We start from the raw sequence: 14888 nt of genomic DNA, 5'->3' as shown, positions 1-14888 counted from the left end.
CGCTGTTGCGGGTGCAAAAGTACCACCTTTATTCAGTTATACAAGCCTTTTTACCAAGTTTTTTTGATCTTTTTTCAAACTTTTTCTTAACTCACTGATAACAGATTCTTTACAGATCATCTTTTTTCAACAATACGTAAGATTTTTCTACATTACACTGTCTTTTCTCTATTTTTTTATCTTTTACCTCCTCCTCTTTTGCAGAGTTTTTAGCCCTTTGAGCTGTTCCTTAATGAAAAATCAAAGTCTGGAAGCACCGCTTCTGCCATTTTTAATCCCAACGAGCATCGTTTTCCTTCTCTGATTTCATTTTTCTTGATATTTTCTTCTGGAAACTCGTGCCCCAACCCCGATAGAAGCAAAAGATTGAAACGGATAGCGAAAGAAAACTACTTATAAATACTAATACCGAAAGTATTTCAGTTCCCCAAAATAAAACAAACCTTTGCTCTTATATATTATAGTAGAACTTTCCATTTACATAACACAACACTACATCCTTCTTATTATATAATAGCAATCTTATACATATATATATTGTATGTATTTTTGTAATCACTTATATTTGCATTCACAAAATTATAAACAATGATCAAGATTACTTTACCCGATGGGTCAATTAGAGAGTTCGCTTCAGGCGTAACTCCAATGGAGGTCGCTAAAAACATTAGCGAAGGTTTTGCACGAAACGTGATTTCTGCATCTTTTAATGGTACAACTATTGAAACCGAGACTCCATTAACGACCGATGGTAATCTTATATTATATACTTGGAATGATGCTGAGGGCAAAAAAGCTTTCTGGCATTCGACTTCGCACGTAATGGCACAGGCACTTGAAGAATTATACCCAGGAATTAAATTAACTCTTGGGCCTGCAATTGCTAATGGATTCTATTATGATGTAGATTTTGAAGACCAAAAGATATCTGAGGCTGATTTTAAAAAGATCGAAGATCGTGTTCTTGAAATTTCAAGAGGAAAACACGAATTTAAAATGCGTCCAGTTAGTAAAGCTGATGCATTAGAGATGTACAAAGACAACGTTTACAAGACTGAATTGATTTCTAATCTTGAAGACGGTACTATAACTTTTTGTGATCACTCTACTTTTACTGATTTATGTCGTGGTGGACACATTCCTAATACTGGAATCATCAAAGCCATGAAAGTAATGAGCGTTGCTGGTGCTTATTGGAGAGGTGATGAGAAAAACAAGCAGTTAACTCGTGTTTACGGAACTTCTTTCCCTAAACAAAAAGATTTAACAGAGTACCTTGAACTTCTTGAAGAAGCAAAACGTCGCGATCACCGTAAATTAGGAAAAGAATTAGAATTGTTTGCTTTCTCCCAGAAAGTTGGTCAAGGCTTACCTTTATGGTTGCCAAAAGGAGCAGCATTAAGAGAACGTTTAGAGCAATTTTTAAAGAAAGCTCAAAAGAAAGCAGGTTACGAACAAGTTGTAAGTCCGCATATTGGACAAAAAGAACTTTATGTCACTTCTGGTCACTATGCTAAATATGGTGCAGATAGTTTTCAACCAATTCACACTCCTGCAGAAGGTGAAGAGTTTTTATTGAAACCTATGAACTGCCCTCACCACTGTGAGATTTACAATGTAAGACCTTGGTCATATAAAGATCTACCTAAGCGTTATGCTGAATTTGGTACTGTATATAGATACGAGCAGTCTGGTGAATTACATGGTTTAACTCGTGTTAGAGGTTTTACTCAGGACGATGCACACATTTTCTGTACTCCAGAACAATTGGATGAAGAGTTCAAAAAAGTAATAGACTTAGTATTATATGTATTTGGTTCATTAGGTTTTGAAAACTTTACTGCTCAAATCTCATTACGAGACCAAGAAGACAGAGAAAAATATATTGGTACTGATGAAAACTGGGAGAAAGCTGAAAATGCCATTATCAATGCAGCTGCCGATAAAGGTTTAAATACTGTTGTTGAATATGGCGAAGCTGCATTCTACGGACCTAAGCTTGACTTTATGGTTAAAGACGCCTTAGGAAGACAATGGCAATTAGGGACTATTCAGGTAGATTACAACTTACCTGAGCGTTTTGATTTAACATACAAAGGTGCTGACAATGAATTACATCGCCCAGTTATGATTCACAGAGCTCCTTTTGGATCTATGGAACGTTTTATAGCAATTTTACTAGAACACACTGCAGGAAATTTCCCGCTTTGGCTTATGCCAGAACAGGCTATTATCTTGTCTTTGAGCGAGAAATACGAAAATTATGCTAAAAAAGTTTTAGATTTGCTAGAAAATCACGAAATTCGCGCCCTAATTGACAACCGAAACGAAACTATCGGTAAGAAAATTAGAGATGCCGAAATGCAAAAAATCCCGTTTATGTTGATTGTAGGCGAGGAAGAAGAGAAAAACGGCACTATTTCTATACGCCGCCATGGACAGGAAGGAAAAGGCAATATCACAGTTTCTATCGAAGAATTTGCTTCGATTGTAGACGAAGAAATAAAAAAGACATTAAAAGTATTTACAGTTTAACTTAAATTAGAAAGTCATAGCAATAAAAAGTAACAGAGGTTTTCAACCTCGAGTAGAAAAAAAAGATGCACACAGAATAAACAACAATATTCGTGGTGTACAAGAAGTGAGGTTAGTAGGCGAGAACATCGAACCAGGTGTATTTAAGCTTGCAGAAGCTTTGCGTCTAGCAGATCAGTTTGAATTAGACTTGGTTGAAATTTCACCAAATGCTGAGCCGCCGGTTTGTAAAATCATGGATTACAAGAAATTTGTTTACGAACAAAAGAAACGTGATAAAGCATTAAAAGCTAAGTCTTCACAAGTTGTTGTAAAAGAGATTCGTTTTGGTCCTCAAACAGATGAGCATGATTATGAATTTAAAAGAAAAAATGCTGAGAAATTCTTAAAAGAAGGTTCTAAGTTAAAAGCATTTGTTTTCTTTAAAGGACGTTCAATCATCTATAAAGATCAAGGACAAATTTTATTATTGCGTTTGGCTACAGATCTAGAAGAACATGGTAAAGTTGAAGCTATGCCGGTTCTTGAAGGAAAGAGAATGATTATGTTCATTGCTCCTAAGAAAAAGAAATAAGTCTTAAAGTCGCAAAGTCTTAAAGTCGAAAGTCATAAACTGACTTTTGACTTTTGACTTTTAAACTTTCAGACCAAGATATAAGTAAGTAAGAATAAATTAAAACACTAGGAAAAATGCCTAAAATGAAAACTAAATCTAGCGCTAAGAAACGTTTTAAAGTTACTGGTTCTGGAAAGATTAAAAGAAAGCATGCTTTTAAAAGTCACATCTTGACTAAAAAATCTAAAAAACGTAAATTAGCTTTGACTCACTCAGCGCTAGTTCACTCAACAGATATGAAAAGCATCAAACAACAATTAAGAATTATCTAATAATTCTTTAGGTTAAAAAATTATTTATATAACCTTGGAGTATGGCTTTTAAGTTCCTTTGATTTAATTCAGGACGCCTGCTACAAAAACACATTAAAATTATGCCAAGATCGGTAAATTCAGTTGCTAAAAGAGCAAGAAGAAAAAAAATAATGAAGCAAGCCAAAGGTTTCTTTGGTAGACGTAAAAACGTTTGGACAGTTGCTAAGAATGCAGTAGAGAAAGCAATGTGCTACGCTTACCGCGATAGAAAACAAAACAAAAGAAATTTCCGTGCTTTATGGATTCAACGTATCAACGCTGGAGCTAGATTAGAAGGAATGTCTTATTCTCAATTCATGGGGAAAGTAAAAGCTAACGGAATCGAATTGAACCGTAAAGTTCTTGCAGATTTAGCTATGAACCACCCTGAAGCTTTCAAAGCAATACTTAATAAAGTAAAATAAACGTTTTATAAACTCAATTTAGATTACTTACTTATCATAAAAAAACCATTCGTTAATTCGGATGGTTTTTTGTTTTTACAACAATCTGCTTTACCTTTAAGACTCTTTTAAAAAACAACCACAAAATGTTTACTCCTCTTTTTGACCATATCCAGAAATTTGTAGCACTTGAGCCTTCAGAAATTGACACACTTGAATCATGTTTAAAACTCTCGAAAATAAAAAAGAAAGAACATCTATTGCAAGAAGGACAAGTTTGTAATACATTATATTTTATTATAAAAGGCTGCGCAAGGCAATATATAATTAACTCAAAAGGAACAGAACAAACTTTGCAATTTGCGATTGAAAATTGGTGGATTACTGATTATTTAAGTTATCACAATACTACTCCATCACATTTCTACATTCAGACAGTTGAAAACAGCGAGCTAATTGCTATTGAAAAAAACACTCTAGAATCTCTATTAATCGAGATTCCGAAGTTAGAGCGATACTTTCGAATCGTTTCTCAAAAATCATTTGGAGCCGCTCAAATGAGAATTAAATTTCTGTTTACAATGTCGGCAGAAGAGCGATATCATCATTTCAACAATCTAAACCCTGATTTTGTACAACGCGTTCCTCAGTATATGCTTGCTTCTTACTTAGATTTTTCAGCCGAATTTATGAGTAAAATCAGGGCAGGAAAAGTATAAACTGTATTTCTTGAAGTAGTTCAAGTTTTTTTAAACATTCATTACTGACCTTTGTATTGAACTTTTAAAACATATAAAATGAAATCAAGAATAGTTATCCCAGAAGTTGCCCCGCAAGCATATCAAGCATTAATGAATTTAGAAAAATACATCTCAACAACTTCATTAACATCGACTCATAAAGAACTAATTAAAATTCGTGCTTCACAAATAAATGGTTGTGCTTTTTGTATTAATATGCATACCGCGGATGCAAGAAAACAAGGCGAAACAGAGCAACGTATTTATTTAACCAGCGCTTGGCGCGAAGCTGACGTTTACACTGAAGAAGAAAAAGCAATTTTGGCTTTAACCGAAGCAGTAACCTTAATTGGAAATCATGTTTCTGATGAAGTTTATCAAAATGCTGCTAACCTATTTGATGAAAAATATTTAGCAGAAATCATCCTTGCAATCATCACAATTAACTCTTGGAATAGATTAGCAATTACAACAGGACTGAGAGCTGTTTAATTTTTTATAAAGATAAATTTTACAAGCTTACAAAATTCAAAAGCCCTCTACCTAGAGGGCTTTTTCGTATCTGATTGCAAATGAGAAATAGAAAAAATAGTTTTATTCTAAGCTTTAAAAATACCGTATATATACTCTTTCAAGGGGATTTATTTTTTTTACTTTTGGCGCATGAAACAAAAACACAAGATAATATCCCTATACATAATTCTAATTTTTATTATTTTGTTTTCATGTCAAAAACAGGAATCTTCTAAAGTTGCAGCAAATGACACAAAAGAAAAAGCAGAAAAACTGATCGCAATAGGAGATCGCTTTTATGATGATCAAAATTTTGATAGTGCTTTTTTTTACTACAATAAGGCAAAATTTATTTGCAACCCAAAAACAGAAACAGAAAGATTTGTCAGCACCTTAAATTCTATGGCTGAAATCCAAAGATATCAAGGAGATTATACTGGCAGTGAATCAACTCTTACCGAAGCTTTGCCGCATCTTAAACACATAAAAAATCCCAAACATATTTGGAACACTTATATAGAATTAGGCAACAACTACCTCTTTACTTATGACTACAATAATGCATTATCCTATTATAAAAAAGCATTAAGTTTAAATACAAGTGAATGGAGAAAACTAAACACGACAAACAATATTGCGGTCGTTTTATTAGAACAGAGCAAATACAATGAAGCTTTAAACATTTTTACTTCTTTGATTGAGAAAAAAGAAATTCTTGAAAACCCAGAAAGCTATGTAAAAGTACTAGATAATATAGGTTTTTGCTATTTTAAAATTAAGGATCCACGAGCACTTTCATACTTTAAAAAAGCATTAAAAGCAGCAGCCGAAACAAAAGATTATCTTTCGACTTCTAAAATTTATCTGCATTTGGCTGCATTTTACCAACCAAAAAATCCTTCGCTATCAAAAAAATATGCGCAGCTTAGTTATGAAAACGCAGCTCACATAAACTACTCTGAAGGTAAAACATCTGCCCTAAAGTTATTAATAAACTGCTCTGCAAACAGTGAGCTAAAAAAATACTCTCTCCTATATATTAAACTTAATGATAGTCTAACCGAAATACGACAGAAAGCAAAAAATCAATTTGCACGAATTAAGTATGACTCAAAAAAAGAGAGAAACGAAAACCTAAAACTGAAAACCGATAAAATTGAAAACGAACTTCAATTAGAAAGACAAAAAAATCGAAATATAATTTCTTACATCATTATTATATTAAGTTTAAGCTTAATATTAGCGTTGTACTTTCATTTAACATCTAAAGCTAAGAAAGAAAAAATTGAAGCAACCTACAAAAGCGAAACACGAATTGCTAAAAAACTGCATGATGAATTAGCAAATGACATCTACCATACAATGGCTTTTGCTGAGAACAAGAACCTTTCTGTATCTGAAAATAAAGAACAATTAATAAAAAATTTAGATGTAATATATTCTCGAACTAGAGATATATCAAAAGAAAACAGTCCAATTATAACATCTGAAAAATATATCTTATTTTTAAAAGAAATGATTGCAGGATTCAATACTCCCGATATTAATCTTCTACTAAATGGAATTGAAAACATTCCTTGGAATGAAGTTGAAAAAAACAAAAAAATAACCACTTACAGGGTGTTACAGGAATTACTCGTAAACATGAAAAAACATAGTAACGCTACACTAGTTGGTATTAATTTTAAAAAAAGCGATAAAAACATTACGGTCACTTATACAGACAATGGAAAAGGTATCAATTTAAATTCTATGACTTTTAAAAATGGTCTTTACAATGTAGAGAACAGAATTAATTCAGTAAAAGGAGAAATTAAATTTGATTCCACTCCTAGTAATGGGTTTAAAGTTATCTTTAAATTCTCAATTTGATTATAAAAGCAATGAAGTTTATTAAGAATAGATTTTTCTTAAAGTATTTTTTAATATTCTTAACAATATTAATAGTTGGCGCAATATTTCTAATACAATTTCAGAGAAATAAAAATGCAATAATACAGCAAAAGACTAAGGATAACTCTATCGAAATTAAAAAGTTAATAGATCAAGCAGATTTATACTTTGACGATGACAATAGAGAACTGGCAATTCTAACATATAATAAGGCTATAAAACTTTGTGATCCAGAAATCAATTCAACAGATTATGTATATTCACTGTATTGCATCGCAGATTTACACTACTCAAGCTCTGATTATATTTCCAGCGAAATTGCAGCTACAAAAGCATTACCGTATTTAAAGTTAGTTAAGAACCCCAGATATTCTTGGCTTATTTACAATGTACAAGGACAAAATTACTTAAGTACTTATGACTTTACTAACGCGGAACTTTATTTTAAAAAGGCGCTAAGACTAAAAACAAGTTTATGGAGAAAACGTGTTGCTTTAAATAATATCGCGGCTACTTATAAAAACAAAAATGAATATGACAAAGCAATAGAGATTTATCAAATCCTTACTTCTAATGTCCACGCTTCTAAGCATAAACATTTAGACGATAACAATTATGCTTTTGTACTAGACAATATGGGATACTGCTATTATCAAAAAGGAAATTATGATGAAGCTCTTAAATGCTATTACAAAGCTCTAGAAATTCGTCTGCAACCACAAAGAAGCGAAGGCTTAGTAAACAGTTACCGCCATCTTTCGACATATTTTCAAACAAGAGATCCTAGATTAGCAAAAAAATATGGCGCAGAAGCACTAAAAACAGCTGAAAAATTGAAATCTGTAACAGAAATTATTCTCAGCCTTTATGTAGTGATAGAATCTAGTGAAGGAAATGAACTAAAAAAACATACAGAAAGGTACATTCATCTTACAGACAGTATTGCAAAAGCAGGAAAAATGAGTAAGAATCAATTTTCTACAATGCGATACGAGTCTAAGGTAGATAAAGAGCAAAATTTACAGCTCAAAGCAGAAAAGACAGAAAATGAACTGCAACTAGAACGACATAAAAATCGAAATATCATTTCATATATTATAATCGTTTTCATAATAGGATTTTTTATAATTCTATTATTTTACCTATCTCTAAAAGGAAAAAAAGAAAAAAAAGAAGCTGTATTTGAAAGTGAAAAAAGAATTTCAGGAAAATTACATAATGAACTTACTCTTCAAGTATACAATTCTTTGTCTTTTGTTAAAAGAAACAACCTGGAAACTGTCGAAAATAAAACTGAACTATTAAATAATCTTGAAAAAATTTATTCTCAAACACGTACTATTTCAAGAGAAAACAGCAGTATTGAAACAAATGAAAGATATGAATCTGGTCTTAAAGAAATGATTTCAGGTTTTAAAACAGGACAAATAAGCATTCTAACAAACGGCCTGAATGATATTCATTGGAATAAAATAGATAAAAATAAAAAAATAATTGTCTATCGAGTGCTGCAAGAATTATTTCAAATTATGAAAAACGCCAGCAATGCCTCTCTAGTAATAGTTTCTTTCAAAATAGTTCAAAAAAATATCACTGTCACCTATAGTGATAACAGGGTTGGAACTGAAAACAAAAAAACATTTTTAAAAAATACGATGCAAAATGTGGAAAACCGTATTAAAACAATAAATGGAACTATTAATTTTGACCATAATTCAGAAAAAGGTTTCAAGATAAATTTCACTTTCCCTTTATAAAGTAAAGTATTATGTTTAAAAAAGTTTTAGTAGCAGAAGATCTAGATAGTATAAGCATAGCGGTTATTCAAGCGCTTGAAGACTTACAAATACCTATAATTCATCATGTAAAATACTGTGATGACGGATTATTAAAAATAAAAAAAGGTTTAAAAGATAAAGAACCATATGATTTACTAATTACTGATTTATCTTTTAAAATAGATCATCGCGAAACTATTCTAGAAAGCGGAGATGATCTGATAGAGGCAATTAATGCAATACAACCGAACATAAAAAAGATTGTATTCTCAATAGAAGATAAACCTTATCGAATTAAAACACTTTTTAATGATTTAGGAATTAATGCTTATGTTTCGAAAGGTAGAAATAGTATTCATGAATTAAGAAATGCAATTGAGAAGACCTATAATGAAGAGGAGAAAATACTATCGTCAGATTTAAATTTTAGTTTTAATGATAAATCGCTGATAGAAATTGAGTCTTATGACATTTCAATTCTAAAACTTCTAGCTCAAGGTCATATATTAGAAAGTATCTCAAATGAGTTTAAAGTAAATGCAATAACTCCTAATGGAACGAGCAGTATAGAAAAACGAATAAATAAATTAAAAATCTACTTCAAAGCAAATAACAATGTGCATTTAATTGCTATTGCAAAGGATTTTGGACTGGTTTAATTTTTCTATTCTTTTACGGATTCCCGTAAGGAAATGCACATTTATAGACATAAGTTTGCTATAACCTACGAATCTACCTAATGAAATTAAAATACAAATTCAATTTATTTGCAAAAATAAATACAACCAATAATAAAATTATTATGAAAACTATGCTTTTGTGCCTATTTCTTTCCCTGACTTTTGCTCTAGTTTCTGAGAAAACGGGATGGCTTGAAGTTGATTGGAAAATTGTTTTTATTCCTGCTCTTCTTGTTTTACAAATTATTATTATTGGAACAGCATTAAAAAATAGATATAAAAAACACTAAGCTGATTAGAACAAAATAATATCTAAAATGAATTTATAAAAAGAAAGAGAAAAACCCAATTGCTTATCTTTGATTTTTTTATAAGCAGATGAAAAACACTATAATTTACGTTCTCTTACTATTTACAGCTCATTCATTTTCACAAACCAGATTTCTTTCTTGGAATTTGGAAAATTTTGGTAAATCAAAAACTCAATCCAGCTTAAATTTTATCGCTGCTACCGTTCAAGATTATGATATTATTGCTATTCAAGAAATTGTAGCGGGATATGGCGGCGCGCAAACTGTTGCAAAACTCTCACAATTATTAAATGAAAAAGGATCAAAATGGGATTACACCATTAGTGAACCAACCAGCGGTACAAGCTACAAAACAGAACGTTATGCTTTTCTCTGGAAAACCAGCAAAGCTAAACTAAAAGGGAATGCTTGGCTTGAAAAAAAATATTCGTTAGAAATTGACCGAGAACCTTATTTTGCAACATTTGAAATTGATAAAAAAACGGTAACTCTAGTTAATTTTCACGCCATTACAAAAAAGAAACAGCCTGAAACTGAAATTAAGTATTTTAAATTTCTTCCTCTAGAATATCCAAATTTAAATTTAGTTTTTGCAGGTGATTTTAATTGTCCAGAATCACATACTGTTTTCAATCCGCTAAAAAAAGCTGGATATACATCTATTCTACAAAAACAAAAAACCACTTTAAAGCAAAAATGCAAATATGACGAATGTTTAGCGTCTGAATTTGACAATATTTTCTACCATACAGCGAAGTTTAAAAATACTCGAGCAGGAGTAATTTTATTTTACAAAAAATTTGATTCTCTTCAAGAAGCTAGAAAAATATCAGATCACATTCCAATTTGGTTTGAATTTTCACTCAATTAAGTTTTTAGTTTTTTCTTTTTCGCAGCAGGAAACAAAACATTATTTAAAATTAAACGATAACCCGGAGAATTTGGATGTAAATCTAAAACTGTAGGAGGATCACCAACTTGATGCTGATAATCTTCTGGATCGTGGCCGCCAAAAAAAGTAAACATTCCTTTCCCTTTTTCACCATGAATGTATCTCGCTTCGCCATTTATTTCACAAGTTCCCATTACAAGAACATTTGATTTTACCAAAGTTTCATTAAATGAAGTTGTCTGTCCCATAAATCCTTTTACCAATTGAGTATGATTTTGACATAACATACTTGGAATTGGATCCCACTTTGCAGAAAATTCCATTAAAGTAAAATAATCTTTATCCATAGGAACTCGGCGTACAGAGGTCATATCAATATCTGAAAACTCATAAACTTCAGGTCTTCGTTCTAAAATGAAGTTTTTAAACGCAAATGAATTTCCATAATTCAATTTTGATTGATAATTAGATTCACTTGGATCTCCATCAAACATCGTTTCACAAATATCAACCCCATCAGCAGCAAGAGCAATATCAAAGCTATCAGTAGCTGAACACATTGCAAACATAAAGCCGCCGCCAACTACAAAATCTCTAATTTTTTTGGCAACTGCTCCTTTTTCTATTGAAACTTTAGGATAGCCAAGTTTCGCAGCTAAAGCTTCAGCATCTTTCTTTTGCTCAATATACCATGGTGTATTTTTATAAGCGGTATAAAATTTTCCATATTGCCCAGTAAAATCTTCATGATGTAAGTGAAGCCAATCATAAAGCAATAATTGATCACTTAAAACTTCCTCGTCATAAATTGGTGTAAATGGAATTTCGGCATAAGTCAAAACCAGTGTCACAGCATCATCCCATGGCTGTTTCCCTTTTGGAGTATAAACTGCAATTTTTGGCGCTTTTTCAAGAATAACAGATTCCATATTTTGAGATGGACTGGAAATATCGTTTAATAAAGAAGCTTCATCACTATCAGAAAGTATCTCAAAACTTACTCCCCTAATTTTACATTCTTTGCGAATTTCCTCAGCATCAGGCAGTAAAAATGAACCGCCGCGATAATTAAGCAGCCAGCTTGCTTTATAATCTTTACTTAAACACCAATATGTTATACCGTATGCCTTTAAATGATTCTGCTGAGTAGTCTCATCCATTGGAAGCAGTATAAACGAAGCTTTAGCTTGAAATGACAGCAACACAATAAATATATATAGGAAGTTTTTTTTCATCAGAAAATTATTTTAGTAAAGATATAAGGATACGTGCAAAAACACAAAAGATATAAATGTTTTATAATTAAATAAAACGTTAAAAGTCAATATACATAAATGAATCAGAGTAATAGAAAAACACGTATAAACACGTACTCTTTAAATGAAAAAACTACTTACATTTGAAATCCCAAATCATCAAACTAATCAATGTAAAACCATAGCCATGAAGTTTAATGATAGTAACAACCAACCAAAAGGTCTTAATGTAATACAAAAAATAGGTCTTTGTTTACTTGTATTTACAATAATACTATATTATGTATTATCCATTCATTTTTTAACCAGCTAAATTTATAAAGTCAAAACTGCGATTTCGTTTTGAATAGCATATACTACTAAACCAGCAATATTTCTAGATTCTGTTTTTAGAAGTAAATTATTGCGATGCCCTTCTACCGTTCTCGGACTTAAAAAAAGATGCTCTGCAATTTCTGTAGTTGTTTTTTGCTGACAAATAAGCTGAAGAATTTCAATTTCACGAGGCGAAAGAAAACTAGTTTCTAAACTTCCTTTCGAATTTTTCGAAGAAACGATTGTTTCTTGAATTGTTTTTAGAACACTTTCGTTATAATAAAACCCTTTTGTGTAAACTTCATTAATGGTTTTAATTAAATCTTTTGGAGTAGTATTTTTAATTAAATAAGCAACGGCTCCAACCTGAATCATATTTGCAATAAATGATTTAGAATCGTAACTAGTAAGTGCAATAATTTTTATTTGAGGGAAAGATTTTCGAATAATTTTTGTTGCTTCAACACCATTTAAAACAGGCATTTTCAAATCCATGATGATAATATCTGGAGTATTATCATTTTCTTGCAGCTTTGAAATTAACTCTTCGCCATTTGAGGATTCAAAAACAATTTCAATATTAGCTTCTCTTTGCAATAAAAAAGCTATTCCTTTTCGAAACAATACTTCGTCATCGACTAAAGCAATTTTTATAACGGGATTCATTTTTTCTGTTTTTGGTCATTTGGTTTCCCGAAATTACAAAATTTGAACCAAAAAAAGCTCGAAACTCCTGTTAAATTGGTTAAAATCTAGTATTTAAACACTATACTCTGCTAAAAAGTAAAAACAACAGCAAGTCCTTTGCCAATTTCAGACTTTAACTTAATTGTTCCGTTCAAGAAAGATATTCGAGAATCAATATTTTTCCAACCAAGTCCTTTTTGATTTTCGGCATTTTTACTATCAAACCCTACTCCATTATCTTCATAATAACAAGTTGGAATTTGATCTATCAACTTAAAACTAATCCAAATTTCAGCAGCTTTTCCGTGGCGAACAGAATTGTTCATCAACTCTTGAAGAATCCTAAAAACATGCAAATGACGATCAATATCATTCTCGTCAAAATCAAGCTCATTTTCATAATGTGTCTGCACTGATTTTCCACTTTCAAATTCTTCACATAACTCTTCAATTCCCGCATTAAGTCCAAATTTTTCAAAAACTGGCGGCAGCAAATTATGTGCAATTTTTCTTGAATTCTCAAGTGCTTTTGCAGTAAGTGAAATAATGTTTTCGGTTATTTCACTTATCTCCTGTTCAGTTAAATTTGGAGAAGTCAGCAAATGACTATTTAGTGAAACTATATTCAACTTAGAACTAATATCGTCATGCAAATCCCGAGCAATTCGTTTTCGCTCTTCTTCTTGAGTAACAATTATAGCATGAAGCTGATCTTTTTGATGTTGAATTTCAAGATTTTTATTCTCAATTTCCTTTTGAATTATTTTCTTTCTAGAAAAATAAAAGAATATAATTAAGACAACTGCTACAACTATAAAGAAAAGTGAAATATATAAAATTATGGCAACAAGTTCTTTTTCAGGAATTGAGTTCATTCTCATATTAAGTTAATCTTTATCGCAAGTTTTTCAATTAAACTAATGAACCTTTTTTGGGATTGCTTTTTATCCAATCGTATAAAATAAAAAGCTGATAAACCACGATTAAAAAAGCATTCAACATCCACGTTATGTATTTTAGATCAGCACTTAATTCGGGCGAAAGATTACCTACCAAAAACAGCACTGTACTGGTTAGCAAATAAAAAACAATACCAATGCTGATATAATAATATTCTTTATTTTCTGTAAGCATATTATAGAAATGAATTAGAGCAAAAATAACAATCAGTAAGGATGTTAATGTAATTTCAAATAAATTAAATTTAAAAAATTGATTTGGATCCATAATAAATTGTGCTCCTAAAACCATTAAAGCAATTATCACACTGGTTTTTACAAATAACTTTTGGCCTTTTATGTGCATCAATGAATTATAGAACAACCCTAATAATATCATTTGTCCTACAAAGAATATATTAATAGCCAACAAATTATTCCCTCTTAGGAAATAAATAATCTCCATATAGATTTGCAGCAAAAATGAAAAAGCCAAGTAAGAAACAAAAAAAACATTAGCTTTTTCCTTTCGGAAAAAGCTATATGAATATAATATAAGATTTAATAATAAAATCAAATAAGCTGAATAAATTAAAAAATCATCCACTTTGTAGTTTTTTTTTAAAATCAATATGGAGGACAAGGACGAGCACCATCATAAGCATCTTCATCTTCACCTGGATCTGAATCTTCAGCATTTTTTGGCTGAACAGGCGGCCCATAAACATCTACATAAGTATCTGTTTCTTTATCATATCTTGCTCCAACAAAAATTAACGTTCTTTCATTTTGATCATTAATTCCAATATGCGCGCGAACAGCAACAGTATTAAGCTTTAATACCATTTCTAAACTTTCTCTTGGTATTAAAAAAGCTTTTACTTTTTTATCACTGTCTTCAATTGTAGTATCTTTTTGATATTTTTGTTCCCATTTTTCAGCAGTCGCTTTTGTAATTTTAATAGGTCCTGGAAAGTCTTCTTCACTCATGGTTTTTTGATTTAAATTGGTTAATAGTATTTAATTTGTTAATTGGA

16 protein-coding genes are annotated in these 14888 nt (G+C 31.0%); 11 read left to right on the top strand and 5 right to left on the bottom strand.

The features are described 5' to 3' along the window. Nucleotides 1-588 precede the first annotated feature (588 nt). From thrS to ACHRVL_RS19255, 11 genes are all read left to right on the top strand, one after another. The gene (thrS, locus tag ACHRVL_RS19305; protein WP_395414981.1) at nucleotides 589-2535 is read left to right on the top strand and encodes a threonine--tRNA ligase; all 1947 of its coding nucleotides are present in this window, start codon (nucleotides 589-591) and stop codon (nucleotides 2533-2535) included. A 22-nt stretch (nucleotides 2536-2557) separates the two neighbouring features. After that, nucleotides 2558-3109 carry a translation initiation factor IF-3 gene (gene infC / locus ACHRVL_RS19300; RefSeq protein ID WP_089054229.1) on the top strand — a complete coding sequence of 184 codons (552 nt, stop codon included), beginning with the start codon at nucleotides 2558-2560 and terminating at the stop codon, nucleotides 3107-3109. Between the two features lie 116 nt (nucleotides 3110-3225). Beyond that, a complete protein-coding gene (rpmI, locus tag ACHRVL_RS19295) occupies nucleotides 3226-3423 on the top strand; it encodes a 50S ribosomal protein L35 (RefSeq protein ID WP_007810722.1) in 198 nt (65 codons plus the stop codon). A 101-nt stretch (nucleotides 3424-3524) separates the two neighbouring features. Further along, nucleotides 3525-3869 carry a 50S ribosomal protein L20 gene (gene rplT / locus ACHRVL_RS19290; RefSeq protein WP_007810721.1) on the top strand — a complete coding sequence of 115 codons (345 nt, stop codon included), beginning with the start codon at nucleotides 3525-3527 and terminating at the stop codon, nucleotides 3867-3869. A 125-nt stretch (nucleotides 3870-3994) separates the two neighbouring features. Then, on the top strand, nucleotides 3995-4567 hold the full coding sequence (locus tag ACHRVL_RS19285) for a Crp/Fnr family transcriptional regulator (protein WP_395414980.1): 573 nt from the start codon (nucleotides 3995-3997) through the stop codon (nucleotides 4565-4567). A gap of 78 nt (nucleotides 4568-4645) precedes the next feature. Beyond that, nucleotides 4646-5080: a carboxymuconolactone decarboxylase family protein gene (locus ACHRVL_RS19280; RefSeq protein WP_089054227.1), complete on the top strand. Its 435-nt coding sequence runs from the start codon at nucleotides 4646-4648 to the stop codon at nucleotides 5078-5080. 225 nt (nucleotides 5081-5305) lie between these two features. Further along, nucleotides 5306-6973, top strand: a complete 1668-nt coding sequence (locus tag ACHRVL_RS19275) for a tetratricopeptide repeat protein (protein ID WP_395414979.1) — start codon at nucleotides 5306-5308, stop codon at nucleotides 6971-6973. Beyond that, complete coding sequence (locus ACHRVL_RS19270) at nucleotides 6970-8751, top strand: tetratricopeptide repeat protein (protein WP_395414978.1); 1782 nt, start codon at nucleotides 6970-6972, stop codon at nucleotides 8749-8751. Before ACHRVL_RS19275 ends, ACHRVL_RS19270 begins: the two co-directional genes overlap by 4 nt. An 11-nt stretch (nucleotides 8752-8762) precedes the next feature. After that, nucleotides 8763-9431, top strand: coding sequence for a response regulator (locus ACHRVL_RS19265; RefSeq protein WP_395414977.1), 669 nt, complete (start codon nucleotides 8763-8765; stop codon nucleotides 9429-9431). A gap of 80 nt (nucleotides 9432-9511) precedes the next feature. Beyond that, complete coding sequence (locus ACHRVL_RS19260) at nucleotides 9512-9742, top strand: hypothetical protein (protein WP_129056681.1); 231 nt, start codon at nucleotides 9512-9514, stop codon at nucleotides 9740-9742. Between the two features lie 88 nt (nucleotides 9743-9830). After that, nucleotides 9831-10634: an endonuclease/exonuclease/phosphatase family protein gene (locus ACHRVL_RS19255; RefSeq protein WP_395414976.1), complete on the top strand. Its 804-nt coding sequence runs from the start codon at nucleotides 9831-9833 to the stop codon at nucleotides 10632-10634. Here the strand turns inward: ACHRVL_RS19255 and ACHRVL_RS19250 are convergent. The 5 genes from ACHRVL_RS19250 to ACHRVL_RS19230 all read right to left on the bottom strand — a co-directional run bounded on the left by ACHRVL_RS19250 (nucleotide 10631) and on the right by ACHRVL_RS19230 (nucleotide 14841). Then, on the bottom strand, nucleotides 10631-11890 hold the full coding sequence (locus ACHRVL_RS19250; protein ID WP_395414975.1) for an asparagine synthetase B: 1260 nt from the start codon (nucleotides 11888-11890) through the stop codon (nucleotides 10631-10633). The genes ACHRVL_RS19255 and ACHRVL_RS19250 overlap by 4 nt on opposite strands. Nucleotides 11891-12226: 336 nt before the next feature. After that, nucleotides 12227-12892 carry a response regulator gene (locus tag ACHRVL_RS19245; protein ID WP_395414974.1) on the bottom strand — a complete coding sequence of 222 codons (666 nt, stop codon included), beginning with the start codon at nucleotides 12890-12892 and terminating at the stop codon, nucleotides 12227-12229. Between the two features lie 110 nt (nucleotides 12893-13002). Next, nucleotides 13003-13794 (bottom strand): sensor histidine kinase, encoded by a 792-nt coding sequence (locus ACHRVL_RS19240; protein ID WP_395414973.1) that lies wholly within the window; start codon nucleotides 13792-13794, stop codon nucleotides 13003-13005. Nucleotides 13795-13825: 31 nt separating this feature from the next. After that, the gene (locus ACHRVL_RS19235; RefSeq protein ID WP_395414972.1) at nucleotides 13826-14317 is read right to left on the bottom strand and encodes a hypothetical protein; all 492 of its coding nucleotides are present in this window, start codon (nucleotides 14315-14317) and stop codon (nucleotides 13826-13828) included. 161 nt (nucleotides 14318-14478) lie between these two features. Next, nucleotides 14479-14841 carry a hypothetical protein gene (locus tag ACHRVL_RS19230; protein ID WP_395414971.1) on the bottom strand — a complete coding sequence of 121 codons (363 nt, stop codon included), beginning with the start codon at nucleotides 14839-14841 and terminating at the stop codon, nucleotides 14479-14481. Nucleotides 14842-14888: the final 47 nt, after the last annotated feature.

The sequence above is a fragment of the Flavobacterium sp. FlaQc-28 genome (assembly GCF_044007415.1).
Taxonomy (GTDB): domain Bacteria; phylum Bacteroidota; class Bacteroidia; order Flavobacteriales; family Flavobacteriaceae; genus Flavobacterium.
This window is presented reverse-complemented; position numbering and strand designations above follow the sequence as displayed.